This is a genomic window from Pseudomonas sp. LB3P93 (genome assembly GCF_054898025.1).
In genome coordinates this window covers 90,740-115,401 of sequence record NZ_CM142713.1, presented here as the reverse complement: position 1 = coordinate 115,401, position 24,662 = coordinate 90,740, and the positions used below count along the sequence as shown (strand labels likewise).

General features: G+C 61.0%; 19 protein-coding genes. 7 read left to right on the top strand and 12 right to left on the bottom strand.

From position 1 onward, the window contains the following. The first annotated feature begins 131 nt into the window (after nt 1–131). From ACYZT8_RS00470 to ACYZT8_RS00460, 3 genes are all read left to right on the top strand, one after another. Nucleotides 132–662, top strand: a complete 531-nt coding sequence (locus tag ACYZT8_RS00470; protein ID WP_461978354.1) for an NfeD family protein — start codon at nt 132–134, stop codon at nt 660–662. 2 nt (nt 663–664) lie between these two features. Further along, nucleotides 665–1,423: a slipin family protein gene (locus ACYZT8_RS00465; RefSeq protein ID WP_131060480.1), complete on the top strand. Its 759-nt coding sequence runs from the start codon at nt 665–667 to the stop codon at nt 1,421–1,423. Nucleotides 1,424–1,750: 327 nt separating this feature from the next. Then, complete coding sequence (locus tag ACYZT8_RS00460; RefSeq protein ID WP_461978352.1) at nt 1,751–2,134, top strand: DUF6124 family protein; 384 nt, start codon at nt 1,751–1,753, stop codon at nt 2,132–2,134. Between the two features lie 221 nt (nt 2,135–2,355). On the opposite strand, the gene ACYZT8_RS00455 is transcribed toward ACYZT8_RS00460, so the two are convergent. The 7 genes from ACYZT8_RS00455 to ACYZT8_RS00425 form a co-directional block, all read right to left on the bottom strand. Next, the gene (locus ACYZT8_RS00455) at nt 2,356–3,351 is read right to left on the bottom strand and encodes a sulfotransferase family protein (protein WP_461978350.1); all 996 of its coding nucleotides are present in this window, start codon (nt 3,349–3,351) and stop codon (nt 2,356–2,358) included. Continuing rightward, nucleotides 3,339–4,124 carry an aspartyl/asparaginyl beta-hydroxylase domain-containing protein gene (locus ACYZT8_RS00450; protein WP_461978348.1) on the bottom strand — a complete coding sequence of 262 codons (786 nt, stop codon included), beginning with the start codon at nt 4,122–4,124 and terminating at the stop codon, nt 3,339–3,341. The genes ACYZT8_RS00455 and ACYZT8_RS00450 overlap by 13 nt, the downstream gene beginning before the upstream one ends. Further along, nucleotides 4,121–4,726 carry an adenylyl-sulfate kinase gene (gene cysC / locus ACYZT8_RS00445; RefSeq protein ID WP_461978346.1) on the bottom strand — a complete coding sequence of 202 codons (606 nt, stop codon included), beginning with the start codon at nt 4,724–4,726 and terminating at the stop codon, nt 4,121–4,123. The genes ACYZT8_RS00450 and cysC overlap by 4 nt, the downstream gene beginning before the upstream one ends. Next, nucleotides 4,710–6,224 carry a TolC family protein gene (locus ACYZT8_RS00440; RefSeq protein WP_461978344.1) on the bottom strand — a complete coding sequence of 505 codons (1,515 nt, stop codon included), beginning with the start codon at nt 6,222–6,224 and terminating at the stop codon, nt 4,710–4,712. The genes cysC and ACYZT8_RS00440 overlap by 17 nt, the downstream gene beginning before the upstream one ends. Nucleotides 6,225–6,265: 41 nt before the next feature. Beyond that, a complete protein-coding gene (locus ACYZT8_RS00435; RefSeq protein ID WP_461978342.1) occupies nt 6,266–14,470 on the bottom strand; it encodes an Ig-like domain-containing protein in 8,205 nt (2,734 codons plus the stop codon). Between the two features lie 51 nt (nt 14,471–14,521). Beyond that, nucleotides 14,522–15,358 (bottom strand): sulfotransferase family protein, encoded by an 837-nt coding sequence (locus ACYZT8_RS00430; protein WP_461978340.1) that lies wholly within the window; start codon nt 15,356–15,358, stop codon nt 14,522–14,524. Between the two features lie 126 nt (nt 15,359–15,484). Beyond that, a complete protein-coding gene (locus ACYZT8_RS00425; RefSeq protein WP_461978338.1) occupies nt 15,485–17,056 on the bottom strand; it encodes a glycosyltransferase family 39 protein in 1,572 nt (523 codons plus the stop codon). 245 nt (nt 17,057–17,301) lie between these two features. Between ACYZT8_RS00425 and ACYZT8_RS00420 the strand changes: the two genes are divergently transcribed. Continuing rightward, a complete protein-coding gene (locus tag ACYZT8_RS00420; RefSeq protein WP_461978336.1) occupies nt 17,302–17,889 on the top strand; it encodes a phage tail protein in 588 nt (195 codons plus the stop codon). Between the two features lie 51 nt (nt 17,890–17,940). Beyond that, on the top strand, nt 17,941–18,252 hold the full coding sequence (locus ACYZT8_RS00415; protein ID WP_461978334.1) for a DUF6916 family protein: 312 nt from the start codon (nt 17,941–17,943) through the stop codon (nt 18,250–18,252). A 122-nt stretch (nt 18,253–18,374) separates the two neighbouring features. On the opposite strand, the gene ACYZT8_RS00410 is transcribed toward ACYZT8_RS00415, so the two are convergent. The 4 genes from ACYZT8_RS00410 to ACYZT8_RS00395 are packed head-to-tail and all read right to left on the bottom strand — an operon-like array spanning nt 18,375 to nt 23,079. After that, nucleotides 18,375–18,872 carry a GNAT family N-acetyltransferase gene (locus tag ACYZT8_RS00410; RefSeq protein ID WP_461978332.1) on the bottom strand — a complete coding sequence of 166 codons (498 nt, stop codon included), beginning with the start codon at nt 18,870–18,872 and terminating at the stop codon, nt 18,375–18,377. 11 nt (nt 18,873–18,883) lie between these two features. Beyond that, nucleotides 18,884–20,980 (bottom strand): HlyD family efflux transporter periplasmic adaptor subunit, encoded by a 2,097-nt coding sequence (locus ACYZT8_RS00405; protein WP_461978330.1) that lies wholly within the window; start codon nt 20,978–20,980, stop codon nt 18,884–18,886. Continuing rightward, nucleotides 20,981–22,300, bottom strand: coding sequence for an efflux RND transporter periplasmic adaptor subunit (locus ACYZT8_RS00400; protein ID WP_461978328.1), 1,320 nt, complete (start codon nt 22,298–22,300; stop codon nt 20,981–20,983). After that, complete coding sequence (locus tag ACYZT8_RS00395; protein ID WP_461978326.1) at nt 22,297–23,079, bottom strand: efflux RND transporter periplasmic adaptor subunit; 783 nt, start codon at nt 23,077–23,079, stop codon at nt 22,297–22,299. Before ACYZT8_RS00395 ends, ACYZT8_RS00400 begins: the two co-directional genes overlap by 4 nt. 177 nt (nt 23,080–23,256) lie before the next feature. Here ACYZT8_RS00395 and ACYZT8_RS00390 point away from each other — a divergent pair, with 177 nt between their 5' ends. Together ACYZT8_RS00390 and ACYZT8_RS00385 are read left to right on the top strand one after the other, a co-directional pair. Then, complete coding sequence (locus tag ACYZT8_RS00390) at nt 23,257–23,622, top strand: type II toxin-antitoxin system RelE/ParE family toxin (RefSeq protein ID WP_461978324.1); 366 nt, start codon at nt 23,257–23,259, stop codon at nt 23,620–23,622. Then, complete coding sequence (locus ACYZT8_RS00385) at nt 23,615–23,920, top strand: XRE family transcriptional regulator (protein WP_083375321.1); 306 nt, start codon at nt 23,615–23,617, stop codon at nt 23,918–23,920. Before ACYZT8_RS00390 ends, ACYZT8_RS00385 begins: the two co-directional genes overlap by 8 nt. A 39-nt stretch (nt 23,921–23,959) precedes the next feature. Here the strand turns inward: ACYZT8_RS00385 and ACYZT8_RS00380 are convergent, their stop codons facing one another. Continuing rightward, nucleotides 23,960–24,547 (bottom strand): hypothetical protein, encoded by a 588-nt coding sequence (locus ACYZT8_RS00380; RefSeq protein ID WP_461978322.1) that lies wholly within the window; start codon nt 24,545–24,547, stop codon nt 23,960–23,962. Nucleotides 24,548–24,662 lie beyond the last annotated feature (115 nt).

Below are 24,662 nucleotides of genomic sequence, written 5' to 3'. Positions count from 1 at the left end.
CTAGGCCCGCTGGCGTAATCACGCGGGAAATCCGCCCGCCGGGCCGACGTCAATAACTGGTCAAAATTCGTACAATCCACAGCTCAGCTAGACTGTATAAAGAACCATCAATGACTCTCCCGGAGGGTCACGTGAACACTCGTTGCTGGGCAATTGCGCTGCTGTTGGCCTTGAGCGGATCGGTCTTCGCAGCGGACACCGTCGTCCTGCTGGCTCCCAACCCCATGGGGATCTGGCTGATCACGTTCGGCATCGCCTTTTTGATCGCCGAGGCGGCCTTGCCCAATTACGGTGTGATCGGGCTGGGCGGCATTGTGATGTTTGTGATCGGCGCGGTGATCCTGAGCAACACCGAAGTGCCTGTGCCATTGATGGTCGGCCTCGGACTGATCAGTGCGCTGCTGTTGATCTTCCTGCTGATCCACGCCCTGAAAACCCGACCGCGAGAAAACGTCAGCGGCGATGCCGGACTGGTGGGTAGCGTGGCCCCGGTGTTGTCGCTGGCCGGCAATGCCTACAACGGTTGGGTGCACCTGCAAGGAGAAAAGTGGCAAGTCCTCAGCACCACGCCGCTGCAACCCGGGCAAAGGGTCAGGGTGGTGGCGCGCAAGGGATTACTGCTGGAAGTGGCCGCGGCTGATGCGGCGTCGAAGGGAGAATAGACATGGGCCTGCAACTGGGTTTTGCCGCGCTGCTGTTACTGCTGATCGCACTGGCGGGGTCGACCTTCCGCATCCTGCGCGAATACGAGCGCGGGGTGGTGTTCCAGCTCGGGCGCTTCTGGCAGGTCAAGGGCCCGGGCCTGATCCTGCTGATTCCGGTGGTCCAGCAAATGGTCCGCGTCGACCTGCGGACCGTGGTGCTCGACGTACCGCCGCAGGATGTGATCACCCGCGACAACGTCTCGGTCAAGGTCAACGCGGTGCTGTATTTCCGCGTGCTCGACCCGCAGAAAGCCATCATCCAGGTCGAAGACTTCCTCATGGCCACCAGCCAACTGGCCCAGACCACGTTGCGGGCGGTGCTCGGTAAACATGAACTCGATGAACTGCTGGCCGAACGGGAGCGGCTGAACATCGACATCCAGCAAGTACTCGACGCCCAGACCGATGCCTGGGGCATCAAGGTGGCAAACGTCGAGATCAAACACGTGGACCTCAACGAATCGATGGTCCGCGCCATCGCCAAACAGGCCGAAGCCGAACGGGAACGCCGGGCCAAGGTGATTCACGCCGAAGGTGAATTGCAGGCCTCGGAAAAACTCATGCAAGCGGCCGAGATGCTTGGCCGCCAGCCTGGGGCCATGCAGTTGCGGTACATGCAGACGCTGAGTTCGATTGCCGGTGACAAGACCTCGACGATCGTCTTTCCGCTGCCGATCGAATTGCTCAAGGGGATGGCGGACTTGTCGTCCAAATCCTGACCTTCTGCAAAAACACCAACGTCTGGTAACTCCGTCGGAGATTTCCTTCAAGTTGTAGTGGTGTTGGTGAACTTGTTCCCGCCCGGGCCCAGGTCTAGTCTGGCTTTGTCACTGAATAAACGGTGACACGGACGTGCAAGTCCGACGAAACTGTTTAGGTCGCAATTGCCATGGCTCATTGCTTAATGGCGGCTGCGCGCAGGAGATCCTCGGATCTGCTGGGTGTCCTAAACAGTCCCGGTCTTGCACACCTGCGCACGGCCGCCACCCCATTCGCGTGCAAGCGAACGGTGACGGCTCTCACATACTGTTTAGGATTTTTTATATATGCACAAAATTACGCCGAATCCGCCAGGTAACCCTGGCACCGATTCCGAAGATTCTCTCGAAACTGAAAAACTCAAAGAAGCCGCTGACCGCGCCTTTGCCCACTACTTTCCCCCGGCTGACGGAAAACCAGCCAGGCGCCGCAAAGGCGCGCTCTTCTCCGTCTCTCCCGACATCGACACCGAAGCCCTGCTGGCCAACGCCTCCGAAGACCTGCTGTCCATCAGCGCCATCGCGGCCGATCTGGCAGACGATGTGGACGGGACACGGCGCTCGGTAGCCCTGGCACTCAGCCGCATGGCCGATGGTGTGCAGTTGCTGGTTGAGCGGGCGCTGGATCATTGGGAGGCGGTGCAGATTCAGCAGGCTCAGGCCAAGGTTTAGCCGGGTAGTTTTGTGGTGAGTTGAAGATCGTCATCGCGGGCAAGCCCGCTCCCACAGGGATCGCAGTCGTACAAAAATCTTGTGTTCACTGAAGATCACCTGTGGGAGCGAGCCCGCTCCCACAGGGATCGCAGTCGTACAAAAATCTTGTGTTCACTGAAGATCACCTGTGGGAGCGAGCCCGCTCCCACAGGGATCGCAGTCGTACAAAAATCTTGTGTTCACTGAAGATCACCTGTGGGAGCGGGCTTGCCCGCGATGGCGTCAGTACTGTCAATGCATGACTTGGCAACTAACGCCTCATAAGGCGCGCGCGCCCAACGCTCCACCCGCTCACACAAAAGTGCCGAAGCCTCACGACGCTTCTCATCGCTGTCCCCGACAAACACCTCCGAAGGCTGTTTAGCATGCGGCCCCACCGCCGCAAAAACCTGCTCACGCTGCACATCATCCAACCCGAAAAACCCAGCCAACCGCCCTGCCATTGCGCCGGGCAATTCACTGTAATTCACCGCCAACCCGCCAAACGCCCAACATCGCACCAACCCCAATTCCAACAACCGCCCCAACCGCCGCGCAATAAAATCCTCGCGACTGTCGAACGGCAATGCGTCATCCAGCCCACTCGCCCCGATCATCCCCGGCACCATGTGCATACCCGGACGACGCAGATGCGAAACGGCGATTTCCAGCGGATCGCGGTACACAAACAACCAAGGCGTGTCGGGAAAACATTCGCGCAACAGGGGCAATTCAGCGATGTTCCAGGCATCGAGTTTGATCACCAGCCGCTGTTCGACACCGAGCCGGCGCTGACCATAAGCGGACAACAACCCTTTGATGGCGGCACGTTGTTCGGCGGCAGGCAAATCACTGCGCAACAAGTCATCCAGCGGCGGCGGTTCGCTGATGACGATGTGGTTATCGAGCTGCGCGAGCATTTGGCTGATGAGGGTCGAGCCGCAGCGCGAAGCATGAAAAATAAACGCACTCGGCGCCAAACCGGGACTTTGCGCCTGCCAGTCGCCGAGAACAGCCAACGGTGTTTGCCGACGAAACGCCTGGTTGAACGGCAGTCGCAGCGCCTCTTCCACGGCATCGCGAAAAAAAGGCTGATGCAGCGGCGTGTCGCCAAACCAGCACCAATCGACCTGCCACTCGCCAGCCGGCCGCCAGACCCGAATCGGTAGCCAACCTTCCAGGCTCAGGCGTTCCATTGTTCATTACATCGGCGACGGCCGTTTCGCATGGCCGCAAGCAGTTCTCCCCGAGAAAACGCCAGGCCTCGCTCAGCCGCCAGTTCCAGAGTACGAGTGATGAAAACCTCGGTGTCCGGCAAGCCCTGCAACGTCTTCGACAGCTGCAAATCACTAGCCACCAGACGCTGAAACTGCAGCAAGGCGCCGTCACCCACGCCAGGCGACGGCGTGGTCGATACGCCGTCAACAATCGCCTGCTCCAGCCAGACACCCGGTCGGCAATCGAGCACCAGATGAACCCGCGCCTGAGTATCACGATTGTCCACACGATGCGGCCGCGACAAGTCGAGAAACCAGCACTCGCCCGCCGCCATCGGCATGCGCTGGCCATCGAGCATGAAGTCCACTTGAGGCGGGCTGAGCAGCGGGATGTGCAGGCGCAAATCGGCGTCTGGCCCGCCAAGATCATAGTCACGATGCTCATGAATCTGCCCGCCCGGCCCAAGTCGCAACAGGCGTGCAGACACAATCTCCAATGGCAGATCCCGCAAGCCCTGCTGCCATCGCAAATCCCGCAACCAAGGCGCGCGCAACAGCGGCTCACCGCGCCCCGGCGACAATTCCGTCAACGCATCCGCCGCCGACACCAGCGCCACACCGCTCCAATCCCCGGCGTAGTAATCGCTGTTGAAATGCGCGTGCCAGGCATCCTCGTCGATGGCCGCGAGCGCCTGCAACAACAGCGGCAAATCCACCGTCACCGGCAAGCGAGCAAACACCGGTCGACTCATCGTCTCGGCAGCACCGCACACTCGCCGAGCCAGGTCAGCAAGTGGTCGAGGCAGGCCTCAACCGACTGCACGCCGGTATCGAGCACCAAGGAGGCGGACGGCGGCGGTTCATAGGGCGCGGACACACCGGTAAACCCTGCCAGGTCACCGCGACGCGCCCTCGCATAATGGCCCTTGGGATCGCGTTGCTCGCACACCGCCAGCGAAGCGCTGCACCAGACTTCGCGGTAATCCTCACCCAATCGCCGAGCGAACACCTCACGCAGTTCCACCAGCGGCGCGATCATCGCGAGGATGACAATCTGCCCGTTCTCCACCAGCAGCGCCGCCAGTTCGCTGGCGCGGCGGATGTTCTCCAGACGATCGCTGTCGGAAAAGCCAAGATCGCGATTGAGCCCGACCCGCAACCCGTCGCCATCGAGCACCACGCTCTGCACGCCGCGCTCAAACAGCTCGGCGTGCAGTGCCTGGGCCAGCGTCGATTTGCCCGCTGCCGGTAAACCGGTGAGCAAAATCGCGGTGCCGTGATGACCGTTGCGGGTCTCTCGTTGTTCGCGATTGATGCTCGCGGTCGGCACCCGCAGATTATTGGACTGGGGCATGGGTCACCGGCACGGCGATGTTGCCCGACGCCCACGCCGCTTCGCGGTTGGCCAAGGCGGTGGCGATGGATTGGACTTCAGTCGATTGCACCTCATCCGGCATCGGGTCGAGGCCGGCGCTGGCGAAGATCTGACCGTAAGCGTTACGCAGATCGGCATAGGACAGATCGCGGCGCAAATCCGCCTGCAAGGTGTTCAGTTCACCCTGGATCAGGTCCAGCTCACCGAGACCCGCCGCCTGATGACGGTTGCGCAACTGCCCCAGAATCTGCCCGTCAATGCTCGACAATTCCTGGTTGGTCTCGAACTGATGCAGCGCTTCCTGATAGTTGGCGTTGGCCACGTAGAGCTGGGCCAGCACCGCAATGGACATGGCCTGACGCCGTGCCTTGGCGACTTCTTCGCCAGCCTTGGCCACGTTGATCGCGGCCGGTGCGGAAATCACGTTGAACAGGTTCCAGGTCAATTTCACCCCGTAGTCGGCCCACTTGTCGTTGACCAAAAACGAGTTGCTGTCGTAATGCCCGCCCGCCGAAAACTCCAGCCCCGGCAACAGCCGTAGCATGGCTTTACGGGTTTCGGCGGTGCTGATGCGGGTCTGGTAATCCTGCTCACGCAGTTCCGGCCGGCTGGCCAAGGCTTCATGCTCGAGGCTGGCCATGCCAACTTTCAACTGCGGAATCGAGTAATCATCCGGGGTCGCCAGTTTCAGGTCGGTGCCCATCGGCAGGTTGATCAGGGTTGCCAGTTCGGTTTTGGCCAGTGACAACGCCCGGCGTTGCTCCTGCAACTGGCGGGTCGCCTCGATCAGTGAGCGCTGATAACCCAACGCCTGGATCGGATCGCCGATGCGTTGTGTGCTCATGCTTTGGCTGTTGCTGCGCGCCGCATCGACCCGCGCCATCAGGCTGTCGATCTGCGTGAGCAAACGCTCGGCAGCCACCGCTCGCCAATAGGCCGAGCGCACATCCTGGACAATGGTGTTGATGACTTTGCGCCGGCGTTCCTGAACGATCAGTCGCTGATCGCCCTGCTGCTTGGCACTGATGTAACTGACGCCGAAGTCGAGGACGTTCCACACCATGGTCAGGTCGGCCACTCGGCGGTCTCGGTCCTGGGAGGTCGACGGTTCCAGGGACTGGGTGTCAGTCAGCACACTCTGGCTGCTGGAGGCGCTGACGTTGCTGCGCCCGGCATAGCCTGCCGCCAGCGCCATGCGCGGCAGCATGTCGAAACTGGCGAGGTCGAGTTGGCGCTTGGCCAACGCCTCTTCCATGATCTTGAGCCGGCCTTCGAGGTTGTATTTCACCGCGCGGGCCATGGCCTGGTGCAAGGTCAGCGGACCACTGAGGGGCTCCTGACCGGTGTACATATTCTGCAGATCACTCTTGGCGCGCTGTTCGCTGACGCTGCGCTCGATCGGTTCACTTTTGACGGCACATCCGCTGATCGCAAGCGCCAGCAGGCTGGCGCCGAACAACTTCTGACTTCTATTCATCCTTGACTGCCCCTGGGTTCCGCACTGTTTTGAATATTTTTTCAGGCTTGCATTTCGCTGATGCCGACGTGTTTCAACGCCTCGGCCAGGCTCTCGACCTGCCGTTGCTCGGTGTCTTTGATTTGTTGCAATTGTTGGTTGAGCGTTAGCGCGCCAAACACGCCGCGCAGTCCTTGGGAAACGTCCCCGCCCCTGATCGAATGACTGCCGAAAGAGTCCTGCGATCCGCGTTCGCTGCCGGTGTCCTGATTGAACAGGCTCGACAGCGTGCTGGTGCTGAACACACCGCCATCGCCACCGCCAAAGCCAAGGAACCCTTGGCCCGAGCCTTCGCCTCCGCTGTCGCTGCTGTCGAATACCTGGGCGATGAAGCTTGGCGCCAGTGTGCCGCGGTTGATGAAAATGTCGCCCAGCGGCCGGATGCCGTCGCCGATCACCCGCTGTTCGAACAACGGCGCAAAGGTCAGCGGCGAGCCAAGCGTGCCCGTTGGCGGGGTGAAAATGATCGGCTGCAGCGGCACGTTCGGTTGATCTGGAACGATCACGGGTTGCGGGGCGCGGAACTCCGGATCCGCCGGCACCAACACAATCGGCGACGATGGCACCGGCACGGTGTTGATCGCATAACTGTTCGACTGGCTAGAGCCGCTGCCGGCATTGCCCGAACCATCACTGACGCCCGCGATGTTCAGGCTGATCGCGTTGTTGCCGTTGCTGGTATTGCTGGTGGGCGTCAGCGTCGCGGTCCAGGTTTTGCCACCGTCGCTGCTGGTCAGGTTGGACAATGTGCCGTTGGCCACACTGATGTCGGACAGGTCGAAACCGGTCACCGCCTCATTGAAGGTGAAGGTCACCAGCGAAGTCTGGCCAACACCCAGGTTCGGGTTGGCAACGACGACTGTGGCGGTCGGCCGCTCGCCGTCGATGGCGTAATTGTTGGAAACCGCTACGCCGTTGCCGGTGTTGCCTGCCAGGTCCGAGACGTTGCTGGTGTCGAGGGCGATGAAGTTGCTCGGGTCGGACAGGTTCGCGGTCGGTGTGAAGGTCGCGGTCCAGGTCTTGCCGCCATCGCTGCTGGTCAGATTGGTCAACTCGCCGTTGGTCACGCTCAAATCCGACAAGTCGAAATCGCTCACCGCCTCACTGAACGTGAAGGTCACGAGCGTCGTCTGGCCAATGCCCAAATTCGGATTGGCAACCACGATGGTGGCGGTCGGGCGCGAGGCATCGAGGGCGTAGTTGTTGGAGATGGCTATCGCGGCACCGGCATTGCCTGCCGCGTCGGCCACGTTGCCGGTGTCGAGCAGGATCAGGTTGGTGGTGTCGTTGATGTTCGCCGTCGGCGTCAGGGTCGCCGTCCAGGTCACGCCGCCGTTGCTGCTGACCAGGTTGGAGAGCACACCGTTGGCCACGCTCAGATCCGACAAATCGAAACCGGACACCGCTTCGCTGAAGGTGATTGTAACGGTGGTGGTCTCGCCGATACCGAGGCGATTGTCCGCGACCACAATGGTCGCAGTCGGCCGCGCCGTGTCGATGGCGTAGTTGTTCGAATCGGTCACGCCCACGCCGCTGTTGCCCGAGGCGTTTTGCACACCACTGTTGTCGAGGCGGATGAGGTTGGTGCTGTCCGTCACGTCGACCGTTGGCGTGAACGTCGCGGTCCAGGTGATGCCGCCGTCGCTGGACGACACGTTACTCAACGTGCCGTTGGCGATGGTTAGATCAGCGTTGGTGAAACCGCTCACCGTTTCGCTGAAGGTGATGGTCACGCCTGAGGTTTCACCGGCCTTGAGGGCGTTGTCGGCGATCACGATGGTCGCGGTCGGCACTTGGGTCTCGACCACATAGTTGGCAGAGTTTGTCGTGCCCGAACCGGCATTACCGGCAAGGTCAGCGATCCTCGTGTTGTTCAAGGTGATGAGGTTAGTTGCATCGGTTACACCGAGGGTCGGGGTGAAGGTCGCGGTCCAGGTGATCCCGCCGTCGCTGCTGCTCACCGCGCTCAACGTACCGTTGGCAATGCTCAGGTCGCTGTTGTCGAAACCGCTGACGGCCTCGCTGAAGGTGATGGTTACCAGCGCGGTTTCGCCCGGTTTCAGGGTCGTATCGCTCAACACGATGGTCGCGGTCGGGCGTTGGCTGTCGATCACGTAGTTATTGGAATCGGTGGTGCCGCTGCCTGCGTTGCCGGCCAGATCCTGAACCCCGGTGTTGTCCAGTCGGACGATGTTGCTGGTGTCGGAGATGCCGGCCAAAGGCGTCAAGGTGGCCGTCCAGGTGATGCCGCCGTCGCTGCTGCTGACGTTGCTCAGGGTGGCGTTGTCGATGGTCAGGTCGGCGTTGGTAAAGCCACTGACCGCCTCGCTGAACGTGATGGTCACCAGCGTGGTCTGGCCAACGCCCAACGCCGCGTCAGTCACCACGATCGTCGCGGTTGGACGCTCGGTGTCGATGGCAAAGTTGTTGGAGTCGGTGCTGCCGCTGCCGACGTTGCCCGAGGCGTTTTGCACGCCGGTGTTGTCCAGGGTGATCAGGTTGGTCGTGTCGGTAATAGCGTTGGTCGGCGTGAAGGTCGCAGTCCAGGTAATGCCGCCGTCGCTGCTGCTGACCGCGCTCAAGGTGCCGTTGGCGATGGTCAGGTCGGCGTTGGTGAAACCGGTTACCGCCTCGGAGAAGGTGATGGTCACCAGGGAAGTTTCACCGATGTTCAGGGTGCTGTCGGCAACCACAATGGTGGAGGTCGGCAGCACCGTATCAATCGTGTAGTTCGCCGAACTGGTGGTGCCGCTGCCCGCGTTGCCGACAATGTCCGCCACCCCGGTGTTGTTCAGAGTGATAACGTTGCTGGTGTCCCTGACGCCGACCGTTGGTGTGAACGTCGCGGTCCAGGTGATGCCGCCATCGCTGCTGCTGACCGCGCTCAACGTACCGTTAGGGATGCTCAGGTCACTGTTGTCGAACCCGCTGACCGCCTCGCTGAAGGTGATGGTCACCAGTGAGGTTTCACCCGCGCTGAGTGTGCTGTCGGCGACCACGATGGTGGCGGTCGGACGCAGGCTGTCGATCACGTAGTTATTGGAATCAGTCGTGCCCGCACCAGCGTTCCCGGCCAGGTCGGCTATCCCGGTGTTGTTTAGAGTGATGAGGTTGGTCGCATCGTTGACGCTGACAGTCGGCGTGAAGGTCGCGGTCCAGGTGATGCCGCCATCGCTGCTGCTCACCGCGCTTAACGTGCCGTTGGCAATCGTCAGGTCGACGTTGGTAAAACCGCTGACCGCCTCGGAGAAGGTGATGGTCACCAGCGAGGTTTGGCCCAGCGCCAATGTAGTGTCCGCCATCACGATAGTAGCCGTCGGGCGCACGGTGTCGATGGCGTAGTTGTTGGAATCGGTGCTGCCTATACCGGCGTTGCCCGAACCGTTTTGCACACCGCTGTTGTCCAGGGTGATCAGGTTGGTCGTGTCGGTAATGCTGGATGTCGGTGTGAACGTGGCGATCCAGGTAATGCCGCCATCGCTGCTGCTCACCGCGCTGAGTGTGCCGTTCGCGATGGTCAGATCGGCATTGGTGAACCCCGTCACCGCCTCAGAGAAGGAGATGGTCACCAGCGACGTTTCACCGATTTTCAGGGCGTTGTCGGCGACCACGATCGTCGCGGTCGGAATCACGGTATCAATCGTGTAGTTGCCGGAGTTGGTGGTGCCACTGCCCGCATTGCCGGCCAGGTCGGCCACCCCGGCATTGGCCAGGGTGATGAAGTTGGTTGTGTCATTCACGCCAACTGTCGGCGTGAAAGTTGCGGTCCAGGTGATGCCACCGTCGCTGCTGCTCACCGCAGTCAACGTGCCATTGGCAATCGTCAGGTCGGCGTTGGTGAAACCGCTCACCGCCTCGGAGAACGTAATGGTCACCAGCGACGTTTCGCCGGCACTCAGGGTCGGGTCTGCCAGGACGATGGTCGCGGTGGGGCGAAGCGTATCGATGGCGTAGTTGTTGGAATCGGTGGTGCCGCTGCCGGCGTTGCCCGACAGGTCGGCGATGCCGGTGTTGTCCAGGGTGATCAGGTTGGTCGTGTCGTTGATGCTGGCGCTCGGGGTAAAGGTCGCGGTCCAGGTAATACCGCCATCGCTGCTGCTCACCGCACTCAACGTGCCGTTGGCGATGGTCAGATCGGCGTTGGTAAAACCGCTGACCGCTTCACTGAAGGTAATCGTGACCAGCGAGGTTTCGCCGATTCTCAGTGCAGTGTCCGCCACCACAACCGTGGCCGTCGGGCGTACGGTGTCGATGGCGTAGTTGTTCGAATTGCTGGTGCCGCTGCCAACGTTCCCGCTGCCGGCTCCCTGTACGCCGGTATTGTCCAGGATGATCAGGTTGGTCGCGTCAGTGATGCTGGCGGTCGGCGTGAAGGTTGCGGTCCAGGTAATGCCGCCGTCGCTGCTGCTCACCGCGCTCAAGGTGCCGTTGGCGATGGTCAGATCCGCGTTAGTGAAACCTGTTACCGCTTCAGAGAACGTAATGGTGACGAGAGAGGTTTCGCCAATTCTCAGCGCGTTATCGGCGACCACGATGGTGGCCGTCGGCGCCACAGTGTCGATCGTATAGTTGCCGGAATTGGTGGTGCCGCTGCCCGTGTTGCCGGACAAATCGGCCACACCGGTGTTGTTCAGGGTGATGACGTTGGTCGTGTCATTCACGCCCGCTGTCGGCGTGAAAGTTGCGGTCCAGGTGATCCCGCCGTCGCTGCTGCTCACCGCAGTCAACGTGCCATTGGCAATCGTCAGGTCAGCGTTGGTGAAACCGCTCACCGCCTCGGAGAACGTGATGGTCACCAGCGAGGTTTCGCCCGCGGTCAGTGCGCTATCGGCCAGCACAATCGAGGCGGTCGGACGCACCGTGTCGATGGCGTAGTTGTTGGAATCGGTGGTGCCGCTACCGGCGTTGCCCGACAGATCCGCGATCCCTGTGTTGTCCAGGGTGATCAGGTTGGTCGTGTCGTTGATGCTGGCGCTCGGGGTGAACGTTGCAGTCCAGGTAATGCCGCCGTCGCTGCTGCTCACGGCCGTCAAAGTGCCGTTGGCAATGGTCAGGTCGGCGTTGGTGAAACCGCTGACCGCTTCGCTGAAGGTAATGGTCACCAGCGAGGTTTCGCCGATTCGCAAGGCCGTGTCCGCGACGACGATGGTTGCCGTTGGCCGCACGGTGTCGATGGCGTAGTTGTTCGAATCGGTGGTGCCGCTGCCGGCGTTGCCCGACAGGTCGCTCACACCGGTGTTGGCCAGTGTGATCAGGTTGGTGGTGTCGGTGATGCTGGCAGTCGGCGTGAATGTCGCGGTCCAGGTGATACCGCCGTCGCTGCTGCTCACGGCCGTCAACGTGCCGTTGGCAATCGTCAGGTCGGCGTTGGTGAAACCGGTCACCGCCTCGGCGAAGGTGATGGTCACCAGCGAGGTTTCGCCGATTTTCAGCGCGTTGTCGGCCACGATAATGGTCGCGGTCGGGCGCACGGTATCAATGGCGTAGTTGTTCGAATCGGTGGTGCCGCTGCCGGCGTTGCCCGCCAAGTCAGCGATCCCGGTATTGTTCAGGGTGATCAGGTTGGTTGTGTCGTTGATGCTCGCGTTCGGGGTAAAGGTCGCCGTCCAGGTGATGCCGCCGTCGCTGCTGCTTACGGCCGTCAAGGTGCCGTTGGCAATCGTCAGGTCGGCATTGGTGAAACCGCTGACGGCTTCACTGAAGGTGAAGGTGACCAGCGAGGTTTCGCCGATTTTCAGCGCGTTGTCGGCCACGACAATGGTCGCGGTCGGGCGCACGGTATCGATGGCGTAGTTGTTGGAATCGGTGGTGCCGCTACCGGCATTGCCCACCAGGTCGCTGACCCCGGTGTTGTCCAGGGTGATCAGGTTGGTCGCATCAGTAATGCTGGCGGTCGGGGTAAAGGTCGCCGTCCAAGTGATGCCGCCATCGCTGCTGCTCACCGCGCTCAACGTGCCGTTTGCAATCGTCAGGTCCGCGTTGGTAAAACCGGTCACGGCCTCGTTGAAGGTGAAGGTCACCAGCGAGGTTTCGCCGACCTTCAGCGCGGTGTCGGTGAACACGATGCCGACGGTCGGGCGTGCGGTGTCGACGACGTAGTTGTTGGAGTTGGTGGTACCGACGCCGGCCGTGCCCAGGCCGTTGATCACCCCGGTGTTGTCCAGGGTGATGAGGTTGGTCGTATCGGAAATACTGGCGGTCGGCGTGAAGGTCGCCGTCCAGGTAATGCCGCCATCGCTGCTGCTGACGGCGCTCAGGGTGCCGTTGGCGAGGGTCAGGTCGGCATTGGTGAAACCGGTCACGGCCTCGGAAAAGGTGAATGTCACCACGGTGGTTTCGCCGATGCTCAGGGTGGTGTCAGCGACCACAATCGTCGCGGTCGGCGGCGGCGCATACGCGGTGTTGAGTACACCACCGTCGTTGTAGATTGTCGCGGCGGCGGTTGGCGAGGTGCCTGTTGTCCCGCCGCCCAACGCAGCACCACCCGCACCACTGCCCGCCGCATTGCCGGCCAGTGCCGCGAAGTTGGCGGCCGTGATCAGCAACGTGCCTTTGTTCCAGATCGCGCCGACGCCCCGGCCGCCGATGCCGCCATTGGACGCATTGCTGCCGTAGCCACCACCGCCGCCACCGCCACCGCCGGCGCCGATGTTGTTGGTGATGCTCGACGTGCCGATGATGGTCATCGTGCCGGTGGAGGCATTGTAGATCCCGCCCGCCGCGTTACCGCCAGCGCCACCGACCTTGTCCCAACCGGCGCCACCGCCCCCGCCGCCAATGGAAATCGTGCCATTGGTGGCCGTCGAACCGTTACCGCCGTTGCTGTAATAGGAAACGCCCAGGCCACCCGTGCCGCCGGTGCTGGTGCCGCCGCGACCGCCCATGTGGGTCGCGTCATAACCACCGCCATAACCGCCAACGCCACCGGAACCTGCCTGGCCACCCAGCGTGCCGGTGCCCGGCCCGGCCGAACCGCCATGCCCGCCACCCTGGCCGCCCAAACCACCACCGCCACCACCGCCACCACCGTAAAAAGCGCCCGTGACACCGCCACCGCCACCGCCACCGGAAGCGGCGTTGGAGGTCACGCTGACGTTGTTCAGCGTCAGGATCCCTGCGTTGAAAATCCCCCCGGCCATCGCACCCGTGGCACCGTAACCACCGTTGCCGCCTGTGCCCGACACCAAACCACGGGTAATCACCAGGCCGTCAAGACTCACGGTTCTGCCCGCCGCAATTTCAATCACCCGCGTCCTGTACTGACCGTCGAGAATCACGTCAGCCGCGCCGTCATTGTTCAAGTCGCCATCAACGGTGATGTTCTTGTTGATCAGCAATTCGGACGTCAACTGCACCGTCATGCTGCTGTTGAAGGTGACGATATCGCCGTTCTGCGCCGAGGCGATGGCGGCACGCAACGAGCCGACACCGGTGTTGGCGTTGTTGGTGGCGGTCCAGGTCGCCAGGCCCCACTGATACTCGCTCATGGCCGTGGTCGACAGCACGTTGGCGCTTTCGATGTTGCCGGTGACAATTTCCAGATTCCAGTCGCCGCCGATCCCGGTGCGGTTGCTGGACGCGGCCACATCACGGTCGGTCATTTGCGCCAGCGAGTCGACGAAACTCAAGCCGCGCTGGCCTTCGGCGGTGTAACAGCCGTAGATCATGATGTCGCCGCCGACATTCATGTCCTTGCCGATTTCTGCCAGCACCGTGCTGCGGGCTGCGACGTTTTCGGCCGACAGATAGCTGTCGCCCAACCACAGATCGCCCGCGTTGCCGTGGGCAATGATCTGCACTGAACTGATGCCCTGATGGGTGTCGAGGTAGTCAGCAATCTGTTGCAAGCCGTCCCGGCTCGCATCCAGTTGAACCACCTCAGTGCCGGGCGCCACACCTTTGAGCAGGCTGTCGGCGTCCTTGACCCGGGAATCGACGAACACCACGCTCTGGCCAGGCACTGCAACAGGTGTTGTCGCGGGCGTGGCATCGGCCTGGCCGTGGGTGTCTTTGCTGGCGACCGGCTGATCACTCGCCGGCGCTTTCGCGGCGTCGGCCGTGGGGTGGCTGTCAGGCTGAGCGACATCCGCCACCGTGGCGGCAACCGCGCCGTCGAACAGCATGCGCGGTTCCAGGGACATGATCATCGGCGAGGCCAGTGCCCGTGCGCCTTGGGTAACTCGCGACTTGCCTTTGCTCCACCACATGCTGCTCACCCGGACTCGAACTTTCGTGACGCGAAAATGAAAATGCCGCGATCAACTGATCGCGGCGTCGGCTTTCATGCGAATGACATTGGCGGCGCTGGCTGAGCCATCGAGCCAAAAGGACAATTCCGAGTACTGCTTGAACAAATCTGGCGGAAGGATCGTGCGCCGCGATTGCAGTTCAACCCGCGGCTTGACCTTGTGCAGGCCCGAAACCCCAAGGGCCTGGTCGAACTCCGGCGCGTCATAGGCGAGGTTGTCAAAGTCATGCTCGAACCAGGGTTCGCCGATGAAGTCGTAGACCAGCCGCATCACCCGGTCAGGCGCCTGGGTCAGCAGGTCGTAGTCGACGATCAGCAACGATTCGGCGTGTTCGCCGTAATAGGCTTCCTTTAGCGCCGCCCAGGCAAAACCCACCAAGCGATTGCGCTGAGCCAGGGTTTCGCAACGGCTGTAGACGGTATTGCGTTCGATCGCGTCGCCGAACAACTTGGTGTTTTCAAAGGGGTTGGCGCGGTACAAACGCTCGATGCTGTCCATGACCCAGGCGACATTGCGCACACAGGCAATGACTTTGGCTTGCGGGAACAGATCGCTGATGGCCGGCAGGCGCGAGCTCCACAGCCGGTTGGTGTCGAACACCACCGGTTTGTCGGCCTTGTCGGCGTAGAAGGAATCGAACAGACCGCGCAGTAATCGCCGACGCAGGTCGGTATCAATCACCGCGCCAAACTCGCTGCCGGCGCTGCACTGCTCCAGAACACCGGAAAACAGAGCGCCAACGGGGCTGGTCATGCCGGCATGGAAACGCGGGTTCTGCAAAAGGATTGCAGAAAGCAGGGTCGAGCCCGAGCGCGGCAAGCCGGAGATAAAGTGGAACTGCTGCATCCATTCACCTAGTCATAAGTCCCTTATGTATGACGGAGCGTAGACTATGAATGGCCGTACCATTAGTAGTGTTTTGATATCAAATCGAAGCTAAATCATCTGAGAAGGGTGATTTTTGCTACTGAATCAATGCATCAAGAACAAGCGCGCATTGGCGCCGCCTGCCTGGGTTTCACCAGCGCTCTGCCAGCCTGCGGGCAACGGCGTGAACTCGTCTGGCACCCCGACGGTACCGATCAACCACACGCGTCCCGTGCCTTTGGGCAAGCCGCCAAGGCTTTCGAGGTAAACGTCCTGGCTCACCAACGTGCCGAAACCATAGGCATTCGGCCGGCTCGAACCGCCACCGGGCAAGGGTGGCGTGTACAGCAAAGGCTTGGCGTCGGTGCGGTTGTAATAGACGTAGCTGAGGTACCAGAGCATGTCGCTGGTGACGATCCGGTCACCGGCAACGAAGTGCTGGTTGACGTAGTTGACCATGACGTTGAACTGATCGTTGGTATCGACCGTGGCGTTGTTATTCAGGCCCACCAGTTCGACACCGATAAACAACACCAGCACTGTCAGGGCCAGTACCCGGAAGCCCGAGTACAGGCGATCAATGGCCAGCGCGGCAATCATCGGCAGGCCGAGGGCATAGGCAGTGAGGTACCGCTCGATGAACACCGGAGAGATGAACGACACCGAAAACACCAGCAACAACGGCAAAACGGTGTAGATCACCACCAGCGCACTGCCACGAATGACACTGCGATCACGCGCCAGCGCCACCCCCATCAAGGCCAGCAACGCCAAAGGCAACGTGATGAAAATCACTGTCGGCAGGTCCTCGCCATCGTCCTGGATCAGAAACGACCAGATCATCGACGGCAACGAGCCGAACGTGACCGGTACCTCCCACCCTACATCGCCATTGGCTTTGAGCTGATCCATGTGCTGGATCAGATCGATCAGGCTCGGCACCCACGGCAAGTACAACAGCACGATGGCCACGTTCGCCAGCCACCAGCCGGGGCGTTGAATATGCCGCAAGCGATAACCTGGTTGCAGGCGGATCACCCCCAGATACAGCCAGTGGCCAAGCACACACAGTGCCGTGAAGTAATGGGTGTAGAACGCTGCACTCATGAGCAGCACATACGCCACCAGATAACGTGTGCGCCGGGGGTATCTGATCCAGTAGACCAGGGCAATCGTGGCGCCGATCAGCCACAGGCCCAGCAGCGAGTACATCCGCACTTCCTGGCTGTAACGCACCGCCGTGGGCAGCAGCGCCAGCAGCAAACCGGTCAGCAACGCGGCACGCCGGGTGGCGATCAAGTCCATCAGCCAGACGCCGAGCCACACCGTGGCGATCCCGGGCAATGCGCTGAGCGTGCGGATGGAAAAAATACCGTCGCCGAACAGCTCGATCCAACCATGCAGCAGCATGAAATACAGCGGCGGATGCACATCGTGGGCAGCGTGCACCCAGATTCCGCCGAGAGAATAGTGGCTCAGCAGCAGGCTGGAGCCTTCGTCGCCCCAGATAGCCGCCGCCGTCAGGTCGTAGAAACGCACCAGCGCGGCCAGCGCCAGGATCGGCAACAGCCAATGCTCGCGTGCCCAGCGAAGCAAGCGCCGGCCACTCGCCCAGGCGCCGGGTGTCGCTTGCGGGCCTTGGGTGCCGTCGAGCGGCAACTCTCTGTGCGCCTCCATTAACTCCCCTCAGGACTGCCGGTGAAAAAGCGTGAAGCTTGCAATCACTGTAAGACAGCGACAGCGCCGTCGTCGATGCTGGCTTTGCGACCAACGACATTGGGTATCCATGCGGATCAACTACGCTCTGGCTTGGCGTGACCCAGCCACGGAGATGAAAGGAATCGGCTAATCGCAACGATCTGCCCGGCTATCCGGGCCGCCCGCGTGGCGCGCCAGACAACTAACCTGAGGGATGAGGAACTATGGAAGTATTCATGGGCACTATTCAGCCTTTCGCCTTTAACTTTGCCCCTAACGGCTGGGCTCTGTGTAACGGCCAGACGCTGGGGGTTTCGCAATACCAGGCGCTTTTCTCACTGCTGGGAATCTACTACGGAGGCAATGGCACCACCAACTTCATGCTACCCAACCTGCAAGGCCGAATGCCGATTGCACAAGGCAACGGGCAGGGCCTGACCCCTCGCGTTATCGGCGAGTACTCCGGGACCGAGAACGTCACCGCCACCATCACCAACATGCCTAATCACACCCATGCCTTGTCCGGGCTCACGGCGACCACCACCCTGCAACTGGCCAGCCCGGCGAGCAACCCGGTCACCACGCCAACCGCCACCAACTCGTACATCGGCGCTTCGGGCGGCGGCCCGGGCTCGGCGAGCATCTTCTCCGATGCACAAGGCGCTGCGGCCGTACCGCTCAAGGGCGTCGCCACCGCAGTGACGGGAGAAATCTCGTCTGCCGGTAACGGCTTGCCGATGGAAACGATGAACCCGTTCCTGGTGCTCAACTTCAGCGTTGCCTTGAACGGGTTGTTCCCTTCTCGCAACTGAGGTCTGGCCGGGGGATGCAAATCCCCCGACCGTTTTTTGGAGAGTGACGCCATGCTGCAACAGGTTCAAAGCCGACACTTTCAGGCTCTGCTGGGCAAGACAGACAGGCTGCAGCTGCCGGGTGGCAGTGAATTGCCGATCCATATCGACACGCTTAAAGAAACGCCCTGTTCGCAAATGCCCAACAGCGAGCGCATGCCGTTCAGCGTCGGGTTAAACAGTCTGGAGCCGACAGAGTTCGTCGATGGGTTATGTGCGCTGGAGTTACCGGAACTGGGTCGGGTGGAAGACATTTTTGTCTCCCGGGTACCGGCCATGGGACGTGACCCGGGCGTGGGATATTTCTACATCGCCTTCAACTGAACACACCGAAATCCCAATGTGGGAGCGAGCTTGCTCGCGATTGCGGTGGTTCATTCACATCTATGGTGCCTGACACTCCGCCATCGCGAGCAAGCTCGCTCCCACAGGGGGCTATGGTGTTTTCAAACTTGTGGATACCACACCAACCGCTCCGCCGCCGGGTTTCGCTCTTCAACCTGAAACCCCAGCGCCAGATAATGTTGGCGCGCATGGGGGTTGTTGGCCCAGACCACCGTGGCCACCGGGCAGCGAATTTGTTGCGCGGCTTTCTGCACACCTTGCAGCACCTTGCGTCCATATCCCTGGCCGCGGGCCTGGGGAATGAACGCCAGGTACAACACGCGAATTTCATTGGGGCCAAAATCAGTGGTCAGCGCACCGATGGCCGTGTCGAGTTTCTCGATCACGTAATGCATCGCGTTGGGGAAACGCTCGCCCAAACCCTGTTCCTGCACCTGAAATTGCTGGGCGACCACCTGCTCGACCATTTCCTGCTCACCGTCGATCCACTGCAAATCCGGTCGCGCCGCCTGGTAAAGACTCTCCAGAAACACTGCATCGCTGGTCCGCGAGGGCCGGACCACCAAGCCATCGGCCGCCACTGAATCAGTATTTGCCATCGCTGCTCTCCTTAGAAACCACTTTCCCTGACACCCAGCGCGGCCATGCGCCGCCAGGCCACTCCCAATAGCGACTCTCCGCCGCCCTGCAACACCACCACACCGCGCAAGGGCTGCATCGGCGTCGGTGCGTGCTCGAGGGTGCTCAACCGCGCCCCGTATTGCCCCTGCACCGGCTCGGCCCGTTGATGCGCATCCCGGCGGACGGCAATCGGCCCGTGGTGATCGGAGGTCAGCGCCTCCTGATCGACATAGGCTGCGCCATTGGTATCAATTTCAGTCAGTTGCACGGCGATCGCCGGATGCATCGGATCATCGGCGATGAACCGCCCAGTGGCCCCCGGCGCAACCCGCCACAGTTCGGCTTCGGCCAGATAACCGCGCAACCGCGCACCGTCTTCGACGACTCGCGCCAGAGGATCTTTGGTCGACAGCCAGCGACCGACCACCCATTGCGGCAACAGATCACGCACGGTGCCGGCATGGGGCGCGCGTAGCAGCAGACGTTCACGCTGGGCGGCCAGCCCGCGATAGTCGGCCACCGCTTCGGCCAGGCGCTGCTCGATGATACCGGCGTCGGCGGCGGTTTCGCTGCGACTGGCCTGACGGCGCATCTGCAACTGCTGGATCTGGATTTCGCGACGAACGATGGCCTGACGCGAGTCCAGGTCCGGCGACTCCAGCTCGATCAGTACCTCGCCCTGCGCAACCACTTGGCCGTCATGCACATTCACCGTTTTGACCCGCGCCGCGACCGGCGCGTGCAACGCACTGGCGCGCCCCGCTTCAAGCATCGTCGGCAGCTCTACCGCACTGCGCCACGGCAAGACCAGCGCCAACACCAGCCCGAACAACGCCAGACCGCTGAGCAACACGCGGGAGGCATGAGCCTGCTCCCGCCGACTCCACCATTGCCGCCACTCGCTCAAAATCGGCAGGAAGATGAACCACACGAGCTCCACCAGCATCAGGAAAATCCCCAACACTTTGAAGAACAGGTGATAGACCGCCAGCGCAATCCCGAAAAACAACGCCGCGCGCCACAGCCACGCACCATATCCCCAGATCAGCAATCGGCGCTGCATCTTCGGCGACCATGGCTCCGGCGCGGCGGCTCCATAACCGAACAAAAACTCGCGCAACCGCCAACGGCACAAGGCAAAGGCGCGTCCTTGAAGGTTGTCCACCTCCCAGAAATCGCTGAGTAAAAAATAACCATCGAAGCGCATGAACGGGTTGAGGTTGATCACCAGCGTGGTGATCCAGGTGGCACTGGCGAGCATGAACGCCGCCGTGCGTCCGGGGCCGTCCGGCAGCAGTGACCAGACCAGCAGGGCGATGCTGGCCAGCAGCAATTCCGCCAACACCCCACCAGCGCCGATCAGCAGACGCGCGCGGCGATCGTTGACCCGCCAGGCGTCGCTGACATCGGTGTAAAACATCGGCAGCAACACCATGAACGCCACGCCCATGCTCTGCACCCGACAGCCCGCGCGCTTGGCCATGAAGGCGTGGCCGAACTCGTGACAGAGCTTGGCGAAAAACAGCGCCACTCCGAACGCCAGCGCGCCGCCGAGGCTGAACAGATGCGGGAAGGTGGCGATAAACCGCTGCCAGTCCCGAGAGACAAAAAACACCCCGAGCACCAACGTCGCCGGCAGCCCATAGCGCAGCACTCGCGGGCCGAAGCGTTCCAGCCAGGGCCAGGCACGATTGAGAAAAGCGTCGGGGCGCCACAGGGGAATGCGGAAAAACAGGTATTGGTGCAGCAGAATCTGCCACAACGTCTGACGCTGGGCGGCTGCCTTCAGGCTGTAACTGGCGCGCTGTTGCGGGTCGAGCGCGCTGATCAGATCGTGGCCTCGCAAAAAGCCCAGCAACTGCTCAAGCTCTGCGCCATCCAGCGGCAACCCGGGCTCGCGGTTGGCGGCGCGCAGCACTTGCTCGGGATCCCCCAACGACCAATGCCGCAGCAAACGCATCGCAGCGGCGCCGAGTTTGAAATAGCGCCCGCGTACCGGGTCAGCCAGGGTCCAGCGCGGCGAGCCATCGAGGGCCGGGGTCGCCACGGATAACTGCAAATCGGCCCGCAGGCTCGGCAGGTTCATCTAAAAACCCACACTCTGGCGCAAACCGGCCAGCGGCCGACGCAACAGGTACAACGCCAGCGGTGCACGATCACCGAAAATCTTCGCTGTTCCGCGCAGGCCGATACGTGGTGGCGCGCCCTCGAAATTTGCATCCAGACGATAAGCCAATTGTCCGGCAGCGGTGGGTTGCGCCTCATAGGCTGACCGTTCAAGTTTCGCCAGGTGCCGTTGCAAAGGATCACTGTCGAGAAACAGCGCGACTTGCGCGCCCGGTTCAAGGGAAATCGCATCGCCCACCGCCAGTTCGATGCGCAACTCGGCCTGGGTCGGGTCAGCAATTTCCATCAGCCGCTCGCCGGTCTGCACCGGTTTGCCGGTCCAGCGCTCGGCGTCGGCGAACACCGCGATACCGCCGCGCTCGGCGCGGACTTCGCTGCGCTTGAGCAGTTCGCGGGCGTAATCTCGTTCGGCGCGTTTTTGCTCGACTCGCGCGGCCAACAGATCGATCTTCGAGCTGGATTCGGCATCGGCGAACGAGCGCTGGGAATTGGCTTTCAACTCAGCTTCGGCCACACCCAAGGCGCGCTCGGCCACGTCGGCCTGGGCCTTGAGCGTGGTGCTTTCGAAGCGCAGCAACAGGTCGCCGGTTTTTACCGTCTGATTGGGTTTGACCAGGAACTCGGCAATCACCCCGTCTAGAGGTGCAGCCACCACGCGGCCACCCAGCGGAACCACTTCCGCCGGTGCCAGCACCGATTGACGCACCGGGATCAGCAACGCGAGCAACAGTGCGGCGACCAATGCTACCCGACGTTTGCGGGTCCAGCGCAGCCGCCACGGTTTGCGCGGTTGCAACGCCAGCCAGGCGTGGCTGTAGGTGTCGCCCAGTTGCGACAGCAGCACTTGCTCGGAGGGATTCCACGGCAGATCCCGCGCCAGCCACAGACCACCAAACACCTCGCCCTGGTGATCGATCAGCGGCAGCCAAAAAACCTGAGCCGCAGAAAGACTTTGCCAGTCGGTCTGAATCGATTCGCTGAGTCCATTTGCAGGGATCACCCGTGCCTGCTGCAGCACACCGGCCTTGAACAGCTGCGCCACGGCCTGCTCGACGAACGCCACGAACGGCGCATTCGGGTCCACCGCACTGACACCCGTCACCGCCTGCACCTTGCCGGCGATCAGAAGTGCCGCGTGACGAAAACCAAACAATGCCTGCCCGTCATTGACCAGGCTGTAGGCCAATTGCGCAGGCGTGCGCGCAGCGCGGGTCAAGCGTTCGAGATCTAGAAACCTGGCGAAGACCTGTTCAGCACCGCCCGCAACGGGCGCGTTCATTTAAGCTCCGCAAAACGCGCTGTGCCGCTCATGCCGGCCAGCAAACCGTTGGCATTGGGCAGCGTCGCGACCAGCAACAAAGTCTGACTGCCTTCGTCAATTCGCGCGCCCAAGCGCTTGACCGTGGCATCCAGCGGCTGACCGGTTTCATCGGGGACAAAGCTGAAGGTCTGGCCAGGCTTGAGCCGGGCCATCCAGCGTGACGGCACCAGCAGATGGATTTCCAGGGTGCGGTTGTCGACCACGTCCAGCAATGGCGTACCGGCTGCCACGCTCTCATAGCGCTTGACCTTGCGCTCGACGACCTGGCCATCGAACGGTGCCAGCACGCTGCAGCGTTTGACCTGAACCTGATAAACCTGAGACTGCGCCTGCGTCTCGCTGACCTTGGCCTCGGCCCGCGCCACTTCAAAACGCCCGACCGAATTCAACGCCGCCAGCTGTTTGTTGTGGGACAACTCTTCACCCGCGCCACGGCTGGCAGCCTGCGCCGCATTGAGCTGCGCCTGATAAGCCGAGCAATCGAAACGCGCCAGCGTATCGCCCTTCTTGAACGACTCGCCCTCACTGAACGGCAACTCGACAATGCGCCCGGACAACTCACTGGCGAGCACGGCCTGATCCCGGGCCCGCAATACACCACGGGCTTCGCTGCTGGCCGTCGCATTGCTGCCAGTGGCGCTGTTGTCCAACAGCGGATCCTCTGACGCGGGCGTTTGCGCCTGAACGGCGCATGTAACCAAGGTCAATCCGATAACCCAAACACGAAAACGCCGCATAACCGTATCTCCCTGACGGATGAGCGGAGTCTATGACAGGGTGGGTGGGCGTCAAGTGGATTGCCAACACTTGTAGGAAAAGCGAAGGATCGGGAAAAGTTTCATTGGTTAATTCGATTTCAACTCATCGAAAATATAACCTTGATGGAATATTCCATAAGGTGCATATTCCGCCCCATGAATTGGGATATTGAATACACCGACGAGTTCGGCGACTGGTGGACGGATCTGAGCGAAAGCGAGCAGAGTTCTGTGGCTGCAAGCGTCAAGTTGCTAGGCCAATTCGGCCCGGGCCTGAGGTTTCCCCATAGCTCAGGCATAAATGGCTCACGCCACGGTCATCTCAGGGAGCTACGAATTCAGCATGCAGGGCGTCCGTATCGCATCCTGTATGCATTCGATCCCAGGCGGTGTGCCTTGCTGTTGATTGGCGGTGATAAAACCGGTCAGGATCGATGGTATGAAGTCAATGTACCGCTGGCCGATCAGCTGTACGATGAGCATCTCGACACATTGCGCAAAGAGGGTCACAACGATGGCTAAGAAATTTGCCGAGCTCGAAGCGCGGATGACACCCGAATCCCGGGCACGCGCCGAGTCGATTTATGAACAACACATCAAGGAAATGCCATTGCACGAATTGCGTCAGGCCAAAGCGCTTAGCCAGGCCACGCTTGCAGAAACGCTGCACATCAATCAGGCAGCGATTTCAAAGATGGAACGTCGCACGGATATGTACATCAGTACTTTACGTAACTACATCCGCGCGATGGGCGGCGAACTTGAAATCATCGCCACTTTTCCAGATGGCCAGGTAAAGATCGAAAATTTCGCTGGGTGAGCAGCCAACTGGCTGCTTTATCGCTTCCTGCCAGAGGCATTACGTTAGCCCCTCCAAAATGAGGCTGGTCAACAATCCCCACCAGCACAATCCCAAGACAATCCATATCCAGTTTATTGGGCTGAGTGTTGAGTTTTGTCTACCCGACGCATCGTCCGCCAGATAATTTATCGCCACCTGCACACGCATCAAGCAACTGACTTGAAGGGTCAGGAGCACCACCAGCATCGCAAGACTTAGATGCAGATCCAAAATCCAGATGCGTGTGGACTCAAGGGCACAGAGCAGAATGAACGTTAAAGCTAGAAACCTTGGATACCATTTGTATCGAAAACCTGTGGCATATATGCGCCGATCGATAGCTCTGACCAGGGCATAGGTGAACCACACACTCATGACCGCGCGTATTGATGGCATGACCCGCACCGCAGTAGCTGCTCGATAGTTTTTCCAGTTTCGATACGACCAATACATGAAGTACAAACCGAAGGTCGCGACAAACAGGACTGCGAGCTTGCGTTTAGACACGACATAGAAGGCAAACAACAGGTCGTTGCCTATGGCGCAGTCTGCAGCCGGTGGCGAGTAAGGGTTGGAATGCATGAGATGACGGCGCTTGTTAGGCATATGGGTCGCAATATTAACGCCGGTTCAGGCAAACCAAATCCCACATAAAAAAATCAGGACATTTCCTACGAGATGGTCCTTTGATCAATCATTGCGTTCAAAACCATTTGGCCCT